18 protein-coding genes are annotated in these 16,180 nt (G+C 36.5%); 11 read left to right on the forward strand and 7 right to left on the reverse strand.

Annotated elements, in window-relative coordinates:
• Positions 1-58: 58 nt before the first annotated feature.
• Positions 59-1,774, reverse strand: a complete 1,716-nt coding sequence (locus tag C7K43_RS00555) for a sensor histidine kinase (RefSeq protein ID WP_124005065.1) — start codon at positions 1,772-1,774, stop codon at positions 59-61.
• Between the two features lie 5 nt (positions 1,775-1,779).
• Positions 1,780-2,478, reverse strand: a complete 699-nt coding sequence (locus C7K43_RS00560) for a response regulator transcription factor (RefSeq protein ID WP_124005066.1) — start codon at positions 2,476-2,478, stop codon at positions 1,780-1,782.
• A gap of 367 nt (positions 2,479-2,845) precedes the next feature.
• Here C7K43_RS00560 and C7K43_RS00565 point away from each other — a divergent pair, with 367 nt between their 5' ends.
• The 3 genes from C7K43_RS00565 (at position 2,846) to C7K43_RS00575 (ending at position 5,545) form a co-directional block, all read left to right on the forward strand.
• Positions 2,846-3,184 (forward strand): putative DNA-binding protein, encoded by a 339-nt coding sequence (locus C7K43_RS00565; RefSeq protein ID WP_124005067.1) that lies wholly within the window; start codon positions 2,846-2,848, stop codon positions 3,182-3,184.
• Positions 3,185-3,199: 15 nt separating this feature from the next.
• The gene (gene ffh / locus C7K43_RS00570) at positions 3,200-4,627 is read left to right on the forward strand and encodes a signal recognition particle protein (protein ID WP_124005068.1); all 1,428 of its coding nucleotides are present in this window, start codon (positions 3,200-3,202) and stop codon (positions 4,625-4,627) included.
• 696 nt (positions 4,628-5,323) lie between these two features.
• A complete protein-coding gene (locus tag C7K43_RS00575; RefSeq protein ID WP_124005069.1) occupies positions 5,324-5,545 on the forward strand; it encodes a CsbD family protein in 222 nt (73 codons plus the stop codon).
• Between the two features lie 278 nt (positions 5,546-5,823).
• Here C7K43_RS00575 and wrbA read toward each other — a convergent pair whose 3' ends face one another.
• On the reverse strand, positions 5,824-6,420 hold the full coding sequence (gene wrbA, locus C7K43_RS00580; RefSeq protein ID WP_124005070.1) for an NAD(P)H:quinone oxidoreductase: 597 nt from the start codon (positions 6,418-6,420) through the stop codon (positions 5,824-5,826).
• Between the two features lie 480 nt (positions 6,421-6,900).
• Between wrbA and rpsP the strand changes: the two genes are divergently transcribed.
• From rpsP to C7K43_RS00595, 3 genes are all read left to right on the forward strand, one after another.
• Positions 6,901-7,176 (forward strand): 30S ribosomal protein S16, encoded by a 276-nt coding sequence (rpsP, locus tag C7K43_RS00585; protein ID WP_124005071.1) that lies wholly within the window; start codon positions 6,901-6,903, stop codon positions 7,174-7,176.
• Between the two features lie 11 nt (positions 7,177-7,187).
• Positions 7,188-7,436, forward strand: coding sequence for a KH domain-containing protein (locus C7K43_RS00590; RefSeq protein WP_124005072.1), 249 nt, complete (start codon positions 7,188-7,190; stop codon positions 7,434-7,436).
• Positions 7,437-7,561: 125 nt separating this feature from the next.
• Positions 7,562-7,816, forward strand: coding sequence for a hypothetical protein (locus tag C7K43_RS00595; RefSeq protein WP_124005073.1), 255 nt, complete (start codon positions 7,562-7,564; stop codon positions 7,814-7,816).
• 133 nt (positions 7,817-7,949) lie between these two features.
• On the opposite strand, the gene citG is transcribed toward C7K43_RS00595, so the two are convergent.
• Together citG and C7K43_RS00605 are read right to left on the reverse strand one after the other, a co-directional pair.
• Positions 7,950-8,813, reverse strand: coding sequence for a triphosphoribosyl-dephospho-CoA synthase CitG (gene citG / locus C7K43_RS00600; RefSeq protein WP_124005074.1), 864 nt, complete (start codon positions 8,811-8,813; stop codon positions 7,950-7,952).
• A complete protein-coding gene (locus C7K43_RS00605; RefSeq protein ID WP_124005075.1) occupies positions 8,806-9,501 on the reverse strand; it encodes a GntR family transcriptional regulator in 696 nt (231 codons plus the stop codon). The genes citG and C7K43_RS00605 overlap by 8 nt, the downstream gene beginning before the upstream one ends.
• Before the next feature lie 725 nt (positions 9,502-10,226).
• Here C7K43_RS00605 and citC point away from each other — a divergent pair.
• Genes citC through citX form a run of 5 tightly spaced genes read left to right on the forward strand, consistent with a single transcriptional unit; the run spans position 10,227 to position 14,488 of the window.
• Positions 10,227-11,225 (forward strand): [citrate (pro-3S)-lyase] ligase, encoded by a 999-nt coding sequence (gene citC, locus C7K43_RS00610; RefSeq protein WP_124005076.1) that lies wholly within the window; start codon positions 10,227-10,229, stop codon positions 11,223-11,225.
• 15 nt (positions 11,226-11,240) lie between these two features.
• Positions 11,241-11,549: a citrate lyase acyl carrier protein gene (citD, locus tag C7K43_RS00615; RefSeq protein ID WP_124005077.1), complete on the forward strand. Its 309-nt coding sequence runs from the start codon at positions 11,241-11,243 to the stop codon at positions 11,547-11,549.
• Entirely contained in the window at positions 11,537-12,424 is an 888-nt protein-coding gene (gene citE / locus C7K43_RS00620; protein ID WP_124005078.1) for a citrate (pro-3S)-lyase subunit beta, read from the forward strand. Before citD ends, citE begins: the two co-directional genes overlap by 13 nt.
• Positions 12,425-12,426: 2 nt before the next feature.
• A complete protein-coding gene (gene citF, locus C7K43_RS00625; protein ID WP_124005079.1) occupies positions 12,427-13,959 on the forward strand; it encodes a citrate lyase subunit alpha in 1,533 nt (510 codons plus the stop codon).
• Positions 13,952-14,488 carry a citrate lyase holo-[acyl-carrier protein] synthase gene (gene citX / locus C7K43_RS00630; RefSeq protein WP_124005080.1) on the forward strand — a complete coding sequence of 179 codons (537 nt, stop codon included), beginning with the start codon at positions 13,952-13,954 and terminating at the stop codon, positions 14,486-14,488. The genes citF and citX overlap by 8 nt, the downstream gene beginning before the upstream one ends.
• Positions 14,489-14,531: 43 nt before the next feature.
• Here the strand turns inward: citX and C7K43_RS00635 are convergent, their stop codons facing one another.
• Both C7K43_RS00635 and C7K43_RS00640 read right to left on the reverse strand, forming a co-directional pair.
• Entirely contained in the window at positions 14,532-15,059 is a 528-nt protein-coding gene (locus C7K43_RS00635; protein ID WP_124005081.1) for a GNAT family N-acetyltransferase, read from the reverse strand.
• A gap of 13 nt (positions 15,060-15,072) precedes the next feature.
• Complete coding sequence (locus tag C7K43_RS00640; protein WP_124005082.1) at positions 15,073-16,173, reverse strand: SLC13 family permease; 1,101 nt, start codon at positions 16,171-16,173, stop codon at positions 15,073-15,075.
• Positions 16,174-16,180: the final 7 nt, after the last annotated feature.

The following is a 16,180-nucleotide window of genomic DNA, read 5'->3' on the forward strand; positions in this document are numbered from 1 at the left end:
ATAAAGACAAGCAGCTGTCTAAGAGCTTCAGCTGCTTGTCTTTATTATTGTTAGGACATTATAAGCTTGGTAGGGTTACGGTAAATGTTGATCCAACACCTGGATAGCTATCGATTTGAACTTTCCCTCCCAGTATTTCACTGTAATCTTTTACAATTGCAAGGCCCAATCCATTTCCCCCTGAATTTCGCGACCGCGCTTTATCTACACGATAAAAGCGTTCGAAGATACGCTCTTGTTCTTGTTGCTTGATTCCGATCCCATCATCTTGTACTGAGAAAATTAAATGATCATTTTCTTGATAAAAAGTAATATCAATTTTACCTTCAGAAGAAGCATAATGTATGGCATTTTCGATCAAGTTTTTACAGATTGGTTTAAATAGCTCAATTTTAGTGTTAAAAACAAGTTCTTCTGGCCCTGTAATGATCACGTTTAAATGCTTTTCTTGGATGACTGCGGCATAGTCATCCACAATTTTATTAGCAAGGTCAGCAACATTTACGGATGTCGTTACATAGTTTACATCGGTATTTTTGGATGTTTGTATAATTTCTTGAACTAAACTTTGTAAACGATAGGCATCTTTTTGCATGATTTTCAGAAAGGATTCAAGCGTCTGAGGATCGTCTTTAGCACCATCAAGTAAGGTCTCAGTGAAACCAATTAAAGAAGTGATCGGTGTTTTAAGCTCGTGGGAGACGTTTCCCACGAAGTCATTTTGCAATTTCTCTAATTGTGCAATACGGGTCATATCATAAGTAACACCAAAAATACGCCCGGAATCTTTAAATGCACGGATGGTTACATCTAATAAACGTTGTGACGTTGTTGTGCGTATCTCTTTACTTACAACATTTGAATCGCGTGTTTGATAGATCATTTGGACCATTTGTGGATCTGTGATAACTGTAGCAAAAGGTTGATTCAGTTCTATCTGTGTTAAGTTGAACTGCTCAATTAGGGTTTTGTTGATGAATACTAGGTTTCCATTTTCATCAACGATAAACACACCCACCATCAATTCATTTAATAAAGTATAAAATTGTTTTTCAGAGGTGCTCAATGCATAGTAGGTGTGACTCATTTGCTCGCTCAAAACATTGATATTTTGATAAAGCTCTTCCCACTCTGAAGAACGTTGCATGATCATTTTTTGTTGTTGCGGATCTTTGATAATTTGTTTGATAACCGGTAAGATCGTTTCAACCGGTCGATTTCGTCTACGCAAAATGCTAAAAATAATCACTGTCAATATAAGCCAAAAGACAAAATTGACGAGCAGTATTGCTTGTTTCATCTGTTTTGCATCAGGCAAAAAGTTTTGAGTAGGTTCTGCCATGCGAATGATCTCTATGATACCCCCATTTTGTTTGATGGGAATAGCGACATACAACAATTCTTGGTCTAAGGTAGGACTCATACGGACCGAAGTTCCAGAAGGATTTCCTTCTAGTACCGCTTTTATTTCTGGACGTTGTGATCGGCTTCCGGAAAGCTCTGCGTCAAAAGTATCAAAAAGAATTTCTCCATGATTCGTTAGTTGGGTAATCCGTTCATCTGAGTCTTCTACATAATCTGTAGCGATTTCAGCAAAATCTTCTTTCTCATCTGTGGTTAGACGTATAAAAGAGTAGGCTTTTTGCTGCAGGAAATCCTCATGTTGTGTTAATACTTGTTGGTCATAAAAGTTACTGATAAATTGCCAACTGGTAAAAAATAAAAGCAGCAAACCAATCAACCAGCCATTATATACACGTTTCTTTTTATCCATTGCTATTACCCCTGAAATTTATAGCCAAAACCCCGCACTGTTTGGATATATTTCGGATGTTTTGGGTCTTCTTCGACTTTTTCTCGTAAGTGGCTAACATGAACGTCGACAATCCGGTTTTGTCCATCAAAATCAAAATGCCAGATACGGTCTAATAACCTATCCCGGCTGATGACGCGTCCTTTTCTTTTCATAAAATATACTAACAATTCAAACTCTTTTGGTGTTAATTCAATCGGTTTGTCATTAACGGTCACTTGATAATCAGATAGATTACAAACGATGTTTCCAGCACGCAAGATTTCTGTTACCTCTTCATCTTCCTCTGGTAGAAGACGAGGTTCCAAGCGACGCGAAATAGCTTTAATCCTGGCGATGACTTCCCTTGGACTAAAGGGCTTGGTTAAGTAATCATCTGCTCCAATTTCTAGCCCTAAAATTCGATCAATGGATTCATCTTTTGCTGTCAGTATCAAGATAGGGGTATCGATTTTTTCTTGGCGCAGCTTTTTTGTGATTTCAATGCCATCGATAAAAGGGAGCATTACATCTAAAATAATAAAATCAAATGATTGTGTGCTTGCTAATTCGTAAGCTGTTTTCCCATCTTCTGCACTGGTTACTTGATAACCTTCTTTTTCCAAATTAAATGTCAATAAGGTCACGATTGAAGGTTCATCATCAACAACTAAAATTTTTTTCACGATAGCCTCCGTTTCTTGGTCATAGTAAATTTTGACTAGATTATGTTAAAACTTATCTTTATTTTAGCATGAATACGGGCAAAGGACTATTGCAAGCGTTCATTAAATGCTATAATAGAAAGCGACTTTAAAGAACCGTGATTGAAGTTCAACTAGTAACAAATAGGCATAGGATATTTGTTCATGGTCGCCTACTTTATCGATTAAACAGTGCGCTCATTCAAGCGGTCAAAAATCTTTGGTATGATATAAGAGAATTGTTAGCAGAAATTTGTCCAATAACAAAGTGATGAATATAGTTATTTTAGCTCATGAAGTGAAAACTATCGAAATAAGTAGCAGTAAAATTTAAGCGGAGATGAACAGTATGGAAATCGAAAAAACCAATCGCATGAATGCACTTTTTGAATTTTATACGACATTGCTAACACAAAAACAAATGAATTATATGGAGCTGTATTATGCGGATGACTTTTCTTTAGGAGAAATTGCTGAGGAATTTAATGTCAGTCGTCAAGCAGTGTATGATAATATAAAACGAACTGAAAAACTTTTGGAAGATTACGAACATAAATTGTCGATGTATTCAGATTATAGGGTGCGAAATGAGTTGTTAGATCAGCTAGTTGATTATGTAAAAAAGACCTATCCGGCTGATGAAACTTTAGCAAACCTTATACAGGATATCCAAGAAATCGATGAATAAAGAAAGGGATAGAATATGGCATTTGAAAATTTAACTGATCGCTTACAGTCAGCGATGAAAAAGCTGCGTAAGAAAGGAAAAATCTCAGAAGCTGACGTAAAAGAAATGATGCGGGAAATTCGCTTAGCTTTACTAGAAGCCGATGTTAACTTACAAGTAGTCAAAGAATTTACTAAAAATGTTCGAGAACGGGCTGTTGGTTCTGAAGTATTAGATAGTTTGTCGCCAGCGCAACAAATCGTTAAAATTGTAAATGAAGAGCTGACGAAAACACTTGGCTCTGAAGCCGTTGGTCTCAATAAGGCACCTAAGATTCCGACAGTTATTATGATGGTCGGCTTGCAAGGGGCCGGGAAGACGACCTTTGCTGGGAAATTAGCGAATCATTTGATCAAAAATGAGGATGCACGTCCGATGATGATTGCAGGAGACGTTTATCGTCCAGCAGCGATCGATCAATTAAAAGTATTAGGGCAACAACTATCGGTGCCAGTATTTGATATGGGCACAGACACAGATCCTGTAGAGATCGTCCGCCAGGGGATGCAACAGGCTCATGAAAAGAAAAATGATTATGTACTAATTGATACCGCTGGGCGTTTACATGTAGATGAAACGTTAATGCAAGAGCTACAAAATATTAAAGATGTCGCACAACCTAACGAAATATTACTAGTAGTTGATGCTATGACTGGGCAAGATGCCGTTAATGTCGCTGAAAGTTTCAATGAACAGTTAGGTATTTCAGGCGTTGTTATCACAAAATTAGATGGGGATACTCGTGGCGGGGCAGCACTATCGATCCGTTCTGTAACCGGTGCTCCTATCAAATTTACTGGGACTGGCGAAAAACTGAGCGATCTGGAAGTATTCCATCCAGACCGGATGTCTAGCCGTATCTTAGGTATGGGCGACATGTTGACATTAATTGAAAAAGCCCAACAAGATTATGACGAGCAAAAAGCCGAAGAGATGGCTGAAAAAATGCGGGAGAATACATTTGATTTTAATGATTTTATTGATCAAATGGATCAGCTGTCTGGTATGGGGTCAATGGAAGATATTATGAAAATGATTCCTGGTATGAATCAAATGCCTGGTATCGAGAATATGCAAATTGATCCTAAAGATATCGAACGCAAAAAAGCCATGGTTTATTCCATGACACCTGCAGAACGTGAAGATCCCGACCTTTTGAATCCAAGCCGCAGACGTCGGATCGCTGCTGGATCAGGGAATAGTACGATCGAAGTAAATCGTATGATCAAACAGTTTAAAGAATCGCGGAAGATGATGCAACAAATGTCTAAGGGGAATATGGACAATATCCCTGGCATGGAACAAATGCTTGGCGGTGGTGTTAAAGGCAAAATTGGTAAAATGGCAATGAATCGCTCGATGAAAAAATCGAAGAAAAAGAAGAAAAAGAAAAAGCGTAAATAATAAAAAGTCATTGGGGTAAATAACTAATAAACTTGCCCCAATGTTTTTTATTTAAAAAATTTTCTACAAAAATGACAAATAATGTTGAGATGCTAGTCGCCTTTAGTATTAAATTTTTGGCAAGGGTCGAATTTACTGGAATTATACCATGGCTTTCATAAACTAGTGGGGCAAATGATGTTTTACCTCACTAGTTTGTCGTTCTTATGCACTTATTTCCTTTTTAGCACATGATTTTGTCATTCCTATGGGATAACTGTTTTTTTATACCATCATTTTTACTTTCTTATGTGCTAAATTTAGCCAAAAGCTCTTTTTTCATCCTGTTTTCTTGAATTAAGAACATTAGTTTGCAAAACTAGTGAGACAACTTGTAAGTTATACTACCAGTTTGTCGTTCTTATGTGGTTATTTTCTTTTTATACCATTGTTTTTTTCAACTAGTAGGATAAATTTTTGCTAGTAAATATTTTTTCTATCTCTTGCTTCTCAGAAAGTGTTCTTGCGATGCGCTTCTCATTTTTTCGAGCATAGAGAGCCCATTAGCGCTTTTCCTTGTATAACAATGTCAACAATAAAAACTGACTACATCATTATACGAGATAGTTATGTTTTGATACATGCGTTGAAATGCTTTTGTTTGTCGTAATTAAAAAACCGTGGTATTATAAAAATACCAAGAGAGGAGACGATGTGATGAGTACAAATAAAGATGATTTAAAAGGTAAATTCACCGAAGCTAAAGGAAAAGTAACAGGTGATAACACGGAAGAATTAAAAGGAAAAGCACAACAAGGTCTTGGCAAGGCAAAAGATAAGGCTGAAGAAGCAAAAGATAAAGCTGCCGAAAAAGTAAACAAGCAAGTTGATGAAAAAAAAGAAGGATCAGACAATAACGATTCTGACAATAATAAATAATAGTAAGAGAAAATAACGAAACTTTCATTGAGAGTTTCGTTATTTTTTATCTTAAAAAAAGCCTAGCACTTGTTTATATGCATTTAATATAAGCGAAAGAATAGGCTATAACCTGAGCAAAAAAAGGCAAAAAAATCCGAACTATCTTGGATGAAATTGTTGTCGTAAATTCACGGAAAAAACTGCTAGATCGCAGAAACAATCTCTCTATAGTTCGGATTTTTTATTATCAAAGAGACTTAGTTACAAGCCCCTTAAATATTTAAAATGTGCTTTGCTTATCCATTGACTCTGTTAGCAATATCTACTACGTGACGCGCTTGTTGTTTAACTGCTTCTTCAACATCTTCTAACATATTACCATTGGCATCAACGGTAACTGAAGTTCCGTAAGGGTTACCACCAGCAGTGTAATATTCTGCTTCAGAGTAGCCTGGTGCTGCAATGATAGCGCCCCAGTGCATCATTTGAATATAAAGGGATAAGAGCGTTGCTTCTTGTCCGCCATGGGCATTTTGAGCAGATGTCATACCTGAAACAACTTTGTTTACTGTTTCTCCGCTTGCCCATATTCCACCTTGTGAGTCGATGAATTGTTTCAATTGAGCAGCCATGACCCCAAAACGAGAAGGAACGCTAAAGATAATGCCGTCTGCCCATGTAATATCTTCTGTAGTTACTTCTGGAACATCTTGAGTTGCATCATAGTGAGCTTTCCAAGCAGGATTTGCTTCAATTGCTACATCTGGAGCTAATTCCGGCGCTTTAACTAGGCGTACTTCTGCACCTGCATTTTCAGCGGCTTCTTTGGCCCATTGAGCTAATTGATAGTTTGTACCTGTCGAACTGTAATAGACGATTGAAATTTTTGTCATAAATAATACTCTCCTTTAATTTTAATAACTAATATTTCTTACAATGAATACTTTAAAGCAGTGGAACAGAAATATCAATTATTTTGCTTACTTTTTGTAAGTTTATTTATATAACGCAAAAAATCATTCAATATAATTTTATTTTGTTCATTTATTGAAGAGACAAAAGTATCATTCAGGCTGCTGGAACTTTGCCCTCTGCTTCTAAATCTTTGTTGTAAAATACCACCACATCACCAATTTCAATAAATTCGGCTTTGGCACTTTTGGGTAATAACTTTACAGATAAAAACCATTACGTATTAGAAACTAAATATATAAAACTGCTATAACAGCATTTTAGCTAAATTTTGAAAGCTTTTTATAGGTTAGAACAAAAATAGTATTCTAAAAATTAGCCTGTAAAGAAAAAACTCTTTACACTGTCGATAAAAACTGTTAAACTTCATTTTGTGATTAAAACTAATGGAGGTGTAAAGATTGGCAGTAAAAATTCGTTTAAAACGCATGGGTGATAAAAAGCGCCCAACTTATCGTCTAGTTGTAGCAGATTCACGTTCTCCACGTGATGGTCGCTTTATCGAAACAGTTGGTACTTATAACCCATTAAGAGAACCAAGCGAAGTGAAAATTGAAGAAGATGCTGTATTGGACTGGTTAGCTAAAGGCGCTCAACCTTCTGACACTGTTCGTAATATTCTTTCTAAAGAAGGAATTATGAAAAAGCATCATGACGCAAAAAACGCAAAGAAATAAGGTGACCAACTATGACAGATTTGACCGATTTGGTCTTAACGATCGTACGTCCCTTAGTTACACAGCCTGAGCAAGTGTCAATCGAAATCGAGGAGACAGATGGTTTTTTCGAATATAATTTATCTGTCGCCCCCGTTGACGTTGGGCGAATCATTGGTAAACAAGGACGTATTGCAAAAGCAATTCGAACGATTGTTTACAGTGTTAAAACCGACGATCGTAAAAAAGCACGATTGAACATTTTAGATGGCAAAGAGTAAGAAAGTAAAAATCATCGCTGGGTGGTTTTTGCTTTCTTTTTTATTTTTTATTTAAATCCGACGAAGGTTGGATGTTTTTTGCTTGAACTTATATCATAATAAGTATAATTAAAGGAGGCAGTCATATGGAAACGTTCATTGCTTTGGCTATTGGTCTTTTACTTTTCATTTGGATTATACGGGCAAGAACTTGTTTATCGCGTTTAATTGCTATTGTGCTTTTTATCTTTTTGCTTTGGCTTTATCGAATTGAAGTTGCGAGTGTAGCAGATCGAATAGGCCAAACTTTTAATGTGGATGATGTTTCTGGCCGCTTCTACTCCCTTTTGACTAACAGCTGGCAAAGATTGACGCAATGGTTTGGACAACTTATCCGTTAAACATGAACACTAATCAGTGCGCATGTTTGACTGAAGGTATTGTTTTTTTATGTATTAAAATTGAAAATAAATATAGAACCGATACCTCAAAACAATTTTGGGATATCGGTTCTATGTTTATTCTGACTAGCAACTAAATAAGTTCCTCTAAAAAACTAAAATAGATGCCTAAGCTTAATAGGTCGGCTGCACCGCCTGGGCTTAGATTTTTTTTGATTAATTCTTGATTAAACATTGTTAGGGCTTGTTTAAAATTAACTTCATTCAGGCAAGCTTGATGGATCGTTGTGCCTTTTTGTTTAACTTGTTGCCAACCATTAATTCCACCACGGTGTAAAAGGTTGCTATCTTCAATTTGACTTACCAGCAAGACTAGCCCTCGTAATAACAACGTTTCTGTATCTTCATATCCTGAATACTGCCGAAAAAAAGGCAGTAGAATGTTTGATAGAGCAGGGTAGCCTTTGACGGCTTCCCCACGAACGCCTAATGAACCCGTTTTTACATATAATTTTTCACCATGAGATAAGTAATCCTTCTGCTCTATCTGGGAAAAATCGTGTTGAATTAAATGCTGGGTCATCTGCGCAGCTAAGTTTAAAATAGCTGCAGTGTCTTGTGACGAAAATGGGAGGGAATGATTTTGCATATAAAAACCAGTTGTGCCAAGCAATACTGCAAAAGAAAAATTGGCACCTTTATGAGTATTCACTTGATTAGTAGCATGTAGCATAGCGCTCTCAGCTTCAACTCCTAATTGACGTAATTTTTCAAAGAGTGCAGTTAAATCAGCAGTATGCTCAAAACCTAACTGGTAATAATCATAAAAATAAGGGGCTAAACTTTCAATACTATCGATGAATGTAAAAAAATCCATATCGCTATGGGCGCCATTATCAAAGCGATCTACCAGTCCGGGTTTAGGAGAAATGGCTACTTCATAGTAAAGTGATTTGACCGCAAAATTTGGGATTTGTTTTAATAAAGAATTATTCAATTTCTCTTCGTTCCATTTCTTTTAAAATAAATTGTAATGAACGATCTAAGTGTTCATGAGTAATTAAAGTAATTTGCTCGACATCATTAGTTTTCATACCGCGAAAAATCAACCAATGTTCTTCCAATGCTAGGCTTCTTCTGGCTGATGCACGAATGGCAATGTCACGGAAGTAAACAAGGTAAGCTTGTAGGTCTGTGACGATGGCTTTTAAACGTAACATTTGGCTTTTTTTATAAATGAATGAATTAAAATCAGAAAAATTTTGTAAAAGTTCATCAACTTGATCGGTTTTATTATAGAGTTCACCTTGTTCTAGCAGTTGTTCTAACTCATCAAAATCATTGTCGTTCATTAATGTCATTGCTTTTGTCGTTGCCAAAGTATCTAAAGCCTTACGGATATCATAAATTTCGTACGCATCTTTCATACTAATCCCTTTAACTATAATCCCAATGCGAGGGACATGTTCTACTAATTGTTCTTTCACTAATTCTTGCAAGGCAAAGCGGATCGGTGTTCGACTGATATTTAGTTCTTCAGACAATTCTTTTTCATTGATTCGTTTTCCTGCTGGAATATCACCTAAAATGATCGTTTTACGTAAAGCCTTATAGACACAAATTTTCAAAGGTTTATTTTGCGATAGATCAAGATTATGTTTTATAGCGACAACGATCGGATCCATTTTTTGCTCCTCCTTATATCAACCAACAGATTATTTACTGTAGCCTATACTTCTTCATTTTACCACAAAAATAAAGGAGACGGGGAATACCTCGCCTCTGGTGAAAACAATGTTACTTATTTGAAAATAAACAGCTATGTAGAAGAATTCATAATAATTAACACGTTCTAATTTCTTATTGATGCCTATTAGCATAGCCAAATTTTAAGAAAAAGTAAAGCTATTGTGAAAAAAAGAACAAAACAATCGTTTTTCGCATTTGTTAATGCTTTTTTTAATCACGGTTTAATAAAATGGTTATTAGCTACAAACCCCTATATATAAATGTTTATAGTGAGTTAAGAATTTATTTTAATAATGGAAACACGAAAAGAACAATTTTCTTGGCTGTTTTTCCTATAAATTTTATAAACTTTTCCTATAATAGGGATGTAGGTACTTTTTTAGAAAGGAGCGCATCCTAAATCTTTTAAAGATGGTTGTTCGGCAAAGAGCAAGAAGCTTTACAATATCGTTTTGTACTGCGATTTAATTTGTATTTTTAAATAATCGTTGTTGCAATTTTGTAAGGGTTTGATTTAAATGATGTAGCATCTATCGGAATTTGTGGTGAACCGTTATTAGAATTTTAGCATAGGGGGAATGAATGGGATTATCAATGAAGTGCGAAGAAACAAAAGTTGCCCTCAGAATATTAAGCTATGATTGGGTAGGAGGCTAAGTTGATGGACAACAAATATACAAGCAAACGTATTTGGCTGGACAAAGATAAAAAGGGCTATGAAGACTGGCGTAATTTAATGGAAAAAGCCCACCTTCAAACGGGAGAATCTCTTGATTATACAGTAGGTATATATGATGGGAAAAGGTTGATTGCTACTGGTTCTTTTGCTGAAAATATTATTAAGTGCGTAGCTGTTTGTAAAGATTATCAAGCAGAAAACTTATTAACAAAGGTTATTACGCAGCTGATAGAAGAAATGAATGAATATGGCTACTTCCATTATTTCTTATATACCAAACCGGAAAGAGAAACCGTATTTCGGTCATTAGGCTTTAAAAAAATTGTTGTTAATGAAGATGTTTTGTTTATGGAACAAGGGCCTGATGATTTTTCTTCCTATCTCCATTTGTTGGAAAAAAATAAGAAACCTGGTAAAGGTGCTGGAATTGTTATGAATGCTAACCCCTTTACTAAGGGCCATCAATATCTAGTGGAAACGGCAGCCAAGAAGAGCGAACAAGTTTATGTATTTGTTTTATCAGAAGATCATTCCGAATTTTCAACAGAAGATCGGGTGGAAATGGTTGAAGCAGGGGTCAGTCATTTATCTAATGTGACAGTCTTTCCTACCAAGAAATATCTTGTTTCACAGGCTACTTTTCCGGCTTATTTTCTAAAAGATAAGGCTGAGTTAACAGTTGCTAAAACACAAGCTGCTCTTGATGCGCAAATTTTCAAAGAAAAAATTGCACCCGTTTTAGACATTCAGGTTCGCTTTGTTGGAGATGAACCTTATTCTAAAGTGACTGAAGTTTATAATCAAGCAATGCAGGAAGTTTTTGGTACAGAGTTGAGTTTAGTTATTTTACCCAGAAAAGCAATCGATGGAAATGTTATTTCTGCCACAAAAGTTCGCCAAGCCATAGCAGAAAAAGATGAAACGTTACTTTCAGAATTTTTACCTGAAACAACATATAATTATTTAAAGAAAAACTTTTAGATGAGGTGAGAAAAAGTGGAAATTTTACAAAATGCTGTCAGCGGAACGATGGAATCTAGTGACATTCAAATTACTATCCAACCCGTGGATACGGCTGAAATCCAAATCGATTTGGACAGTAGTGTGGAAAAGCAATTTGGTCGTAAAATTCGTCAAGTGATTACAGATACTTTAGAACGTTTAGACATCCAAGGAGTCAAAATCACAGCAGTAGATAAGGGTGCACTGGATTGTACGATTCAAGCACGCACAATTACGGCTGTTCATCGCGCAGCCAAACAAGAACATTATGATTGGAAGGAGATTGACTCATGGAACGCTTAAGAAGAACAATGATGTTTGTCCCTGGCCAAAACGCTGCTATGTTAAGAGATGCACCATTGTATGGGGCAGATTCAATTATGTTTGATTTAGAAGACGCCGTTTCATTACCGGAAAAAGATTCTGCCAGAACACTGGTTCACAATGCTTTGCGTACCTTTGATTATAGTACAGTGGAAACTGTGGTACGGATCAATGCTTTAGATGGCGGTGGCCAGTTAGATGTTGAAGCAATGGTATTAGCCGGTGTGAATGTTATCCGTCTACCTAAAACAGAAACAGCTCAAGATATTATTGATGTTGAAAAAGTCATCACTGAAGTAGAAGAACAAAATGGCATTGAAGTTGGAACAACTAGAATGATGGCAGCTATTGAATCGGCTGAAGGTGTTTTAAATGCGCGTGATATTGCCAAAAGTTCGGATCGTTTAATCGGTATTGCATTAGGAGCCGAAGACTATGTGACGAACCTAAAAACTGAACGATATCCAGACGGCAAAGAGCTATTTTTTGCACGTAGTATGATTTTACATGCTGCTAGAGCTGCAGGAATTGCTGCTATTGATACAGTTTACTCAAATGTGGAAAATCCTGAAGGCTTTGAAAATGAAGTTCGTCAAATTAAACAACTTGGTTTTGATGGAAAATCAGTGATTAATCCGCGACAAATTCCGATAGTAAACAAAATTTATGCACCGACTGAAGATGAAGTTCAAGATGCTAAAGAAATTATCTGGGGCATTCGAGAAGCAAAAGAAAAAGGATCTGGTGTTATCTCAGTCAATGGGAAAATGGTGGATAAACCTGTCGTTGAACGAGCAGAACGTGTGATTGCCTTAGCTCTTGCAGCCAATATGATCAAAGAGGAGGATATTTAGTTATGGTATTAAATAAAGTTGGCAAAGATATTCCTCAAGAATATGCGGATAAATTTGGTGTTTATGAAGGCGAACTTGCTCATATTAATGAATACCAAGAAGCAAGTCGACAAATTAAACCTACAAAACCGCAAGATAAAAAGTTATTAGAAAGTATCCGTGAAGCTATTAAAAAAACAGGCTTAAAGAGCGGCATGACCATTTCTTTCCATCATCATTTCCGCGAAGGTGATTATGTGATGAACATGGTTTTAGATGAAATTGCTAAAATGGGAATTAAAGATATTTCTATTGCACCTAGTTCAATTGCTAATGTCCATGAACCATTGATTGATCATATTAAAAATGGTGTGGTTACTAATGTTACTTCTTCTGGTTTGCGTGATAAAGTAGGCGCAGCTATTTCTGAGGGGATTATGGAAAACCCAGTAGTTATTCGTTCCCACGGGGGTAGAGCGCGAGCTATTGCTGCCGGAGACGTGCATATTGATGTAGCTTTTTTAGGCGTACCAAGTTCAGATGAATATGGTAATTCTAATGGAACAAAAGGAAAGGCTACGTGTGGTTCATTGGGTTATGCGATGATTGACGCGAAATATGCCGACCAAGTCGTGGTTATTACTGATACCTTAGCTGATTATCCAAATACGCCTATTAGTATTCCGCAAACTGACGTCGATTATGTAGTGGAAGTGGATAAAATTGGGGATCCAGAAGGGATTGCTAAAGGAGCTACGCGGTTTACCAAAAATCCGAAAGAATTAATGATTGCCGAATATGCAGCCAAAGTGATTACTAGCTCGCCTTACTTTAAACAAGGCTTTTCTTTCCAAACAGGTACCGGTGGTTCTGCGTTAGCTGTGTCCCGTTATATCCGTGAAAAAATGATTGAAGATGGCATTACAGCAAGTTTTGCATTGGGCGGTATCACAAACGCTATGGTGGAATTATTACAAGAAGGATTAGTAGAAAAAATCATTGACGTACAAGACTTTGACCATCCTTCTGCGATTTCTCTTGACGAAAATGATAATCACTATGAAATTGATGCAAATATGTACGCTTCACCATTAAGTAAGGGCGCGGTGATTAATAAATTAGATACAGCTGTTTTATCTGCTTTAGAAGTGGACACTGATTTCAACGTTAATGTCATTACTGGTTCAGATGGGGTACTTCGTGGTGCTTCCGGTGGCCACTCAGATACAAGTATGGCTTGCAATATGAGTTTAGTAATTTCGCCTTTAGTTAGGGGCAGAATTCCAACGTTTGTTGATAAAGTAAATACAGTTGTTACTCCAGGCGATAGTGTTGATGTGATTGTAACTGAAGTGGGAATTGCTATAAATCCTAATCGTCAAGACTTAATTGAGCACTTTAAGGACCTAGACGTACCCCAATTTACTATTGAAGAACTTAAAGAGCAAGCTTATAGTATTGTTGGAGACCCAGATCCTATTGAATATGGGGATAAAGTGGTTGCCTTAATTGAGTACCGCGATGGTTCTTTGATCGATGTGGTAAAAAATGTCTGAAGGAATATTTTCAGGAAGTGAAGTATCATTAATTGAAATGCTAGATGCTCGCGAATCACGAGCGCAGCGCCAAGAAAGACTATTAAATGAGTATCCTGATGCTGCGTTGTTGTTAGCTACTATGAATATTCCAGGTCCGGTGAAAAACTCGACTACATTAAGTCGAGTTTTTTCACAGCTGGTTGAACAGATAAAAAAAGAACTGACAGCTTATCAAGTTTTTACAACCCGTGAAGATAATTTGAAAACGGGTCCGGAATTCTACGCAGTAGTGAAAGTTTCACCGTTAACTTTGAAAGAAAAGATGATTGACATAGAAGAAAATCATCCCTATGGTCGGTTGCTGGATTTAGATATTCATTATATATCAGGTGGCTTGCAAAGTGTAAGCCGTCAAGATATTGAACTTCCGCCAAGAAAATGTTTGATTTGCCAAAAAAACGCGAAAGAATGCGGGCGAGAGCGTCGTCATTCAATTGCAGAAATGCAAACAAAAATCATAGAAATTATAGAAGACGAACAAGTATAAAAAGAACCAAGCGATGAAATAGTCAATCGCTCGGTTCTTTTATTCAACTGTAGAATTCTTCTCGTAACAGTCCATAAATCAATGTGTTTGTCCACATACCTTTATTCCAAAAATCTTTTTTAAAATCGCCTTCTTTTCGCATTCCAATACGTTGACAAAGTTTTTCTGAGGCTACGTTACGTTTATCGAGAACAGCTTGTATTCGATGTATCTTTTGGGTTTCAAACAAATAATTGATGACTGCTTGAAGTGTTTCAAGAGCAAAACCCTGTCCAGCATAAGCTGGATGAAAAACATAACCAATCTCCACACTAGCAGGCATATCGGTAGGAAAAATAGAAATATCTCCGATCACTTGCTGCTCAAATTCAACAGCTAACTGCAGTGCATTGTTGGTTGAAAAATTATTTTTTTGCACCTTTTCTTCAAACATTTGCATTGCATTTTCATCTGTCCAAGGTCCGTGTAAAAGAAACTGGCATACATCTTCACGCTGATAGAACGCAAAAGTATCAGAAAAATCACTTGGCTGAAAAGGTCGCAGGAGTGTACGGTTAGTACTTAATTTCAAAAAATCCCTTCTTTCAAACTATAAATGAGATGATGAGTGTTAACAACGACAAATAAACGATATTAATCAGAGAAAAATTACGAATAAAAAGCTTACGATCGTTAGGAAGCTGGATTCGAACAATTTTATAGCCAATCAAGTTTGCCAATGAAGCAATTAGTGTGCCTAATCCACCAATATTGACTCCTAAAAGTACGGATTGATGATACTTAGTAAATGGCGCTAATAAAATAGCGGCAGGTACATTAGAAATGGCTTGCGAAGTAATGATGCTACCTAATAATGTGTTTATAGGATTAGTAAACATTTTTTGCAGCCAAGCAATCAAACTCACAGATTGGCTGAGGTTACCGACGATAATAAAAAAGAAAGCAAAGGTACACAGCAAACGATAATCAACGCTTTTGAAAAGCTGAGGTTGCCAAAATAAAACAACGATAGCAACAATCATAAGCGCGACAAAGTAATCAATAATACTGAAAACGCCAGCGATCATTACAATCATCAAGAGTCCGTGGACAGTCGCTTTCTTATGGTCAAATTGTCGGTGTGTTGTCACCAAGCTGAGAGGTTCTTTAGGTATAAGTTGAATGGATATCATTAACATAGCCAAGGAGATGATAACTAGTAAACTGGTCGAATAAAAAAATTCCAGCAATGGGATATGGTAATAAGAATACAAAAATAAATTTTGCGGGTTACCAAATGGAAAAAAACTGCTCCCGAGGTTTGCTGCCGCAATGATATAAACGCTTCCCAACAAAACAGCTTGACGATTAGCAATAACTTTTGTGATGCGCAAATAAATAGGTAACAGAGTCAAGATAGCGACATCATTTGTCAAAAACATTGAACTAAAAAAACTAAGGAGCACGATATAACGAATTAACTGTCTGAAAGACAGACTTTTTTTGACTAAAATTTGGCCAAAATAGCTTAAAATTCCTGACGAATCTAAGCCGTTAACAGCAAGCATAAGACCGCCAAGAGTTACGATTACCTTAAAGTTAATATCTTGCAATGAAAAGCGTCCAAAAATAACGCAAATCAGTGCGATAACAAGTGAAAAGCTAAAAAGCAAATCACTGCGGAAAAAATCAAACAAACGTTTCATTCATAAG

It is taken from the genome of Tetragenococcus koreensis (genome assembly GCF_003795145.1).
Lineage (GTDB): Bacteria > Bacillota > Bacilli > Lactobacillales > Enterococcaceae > Tetragenococcus > Tetragenococcus koreensis.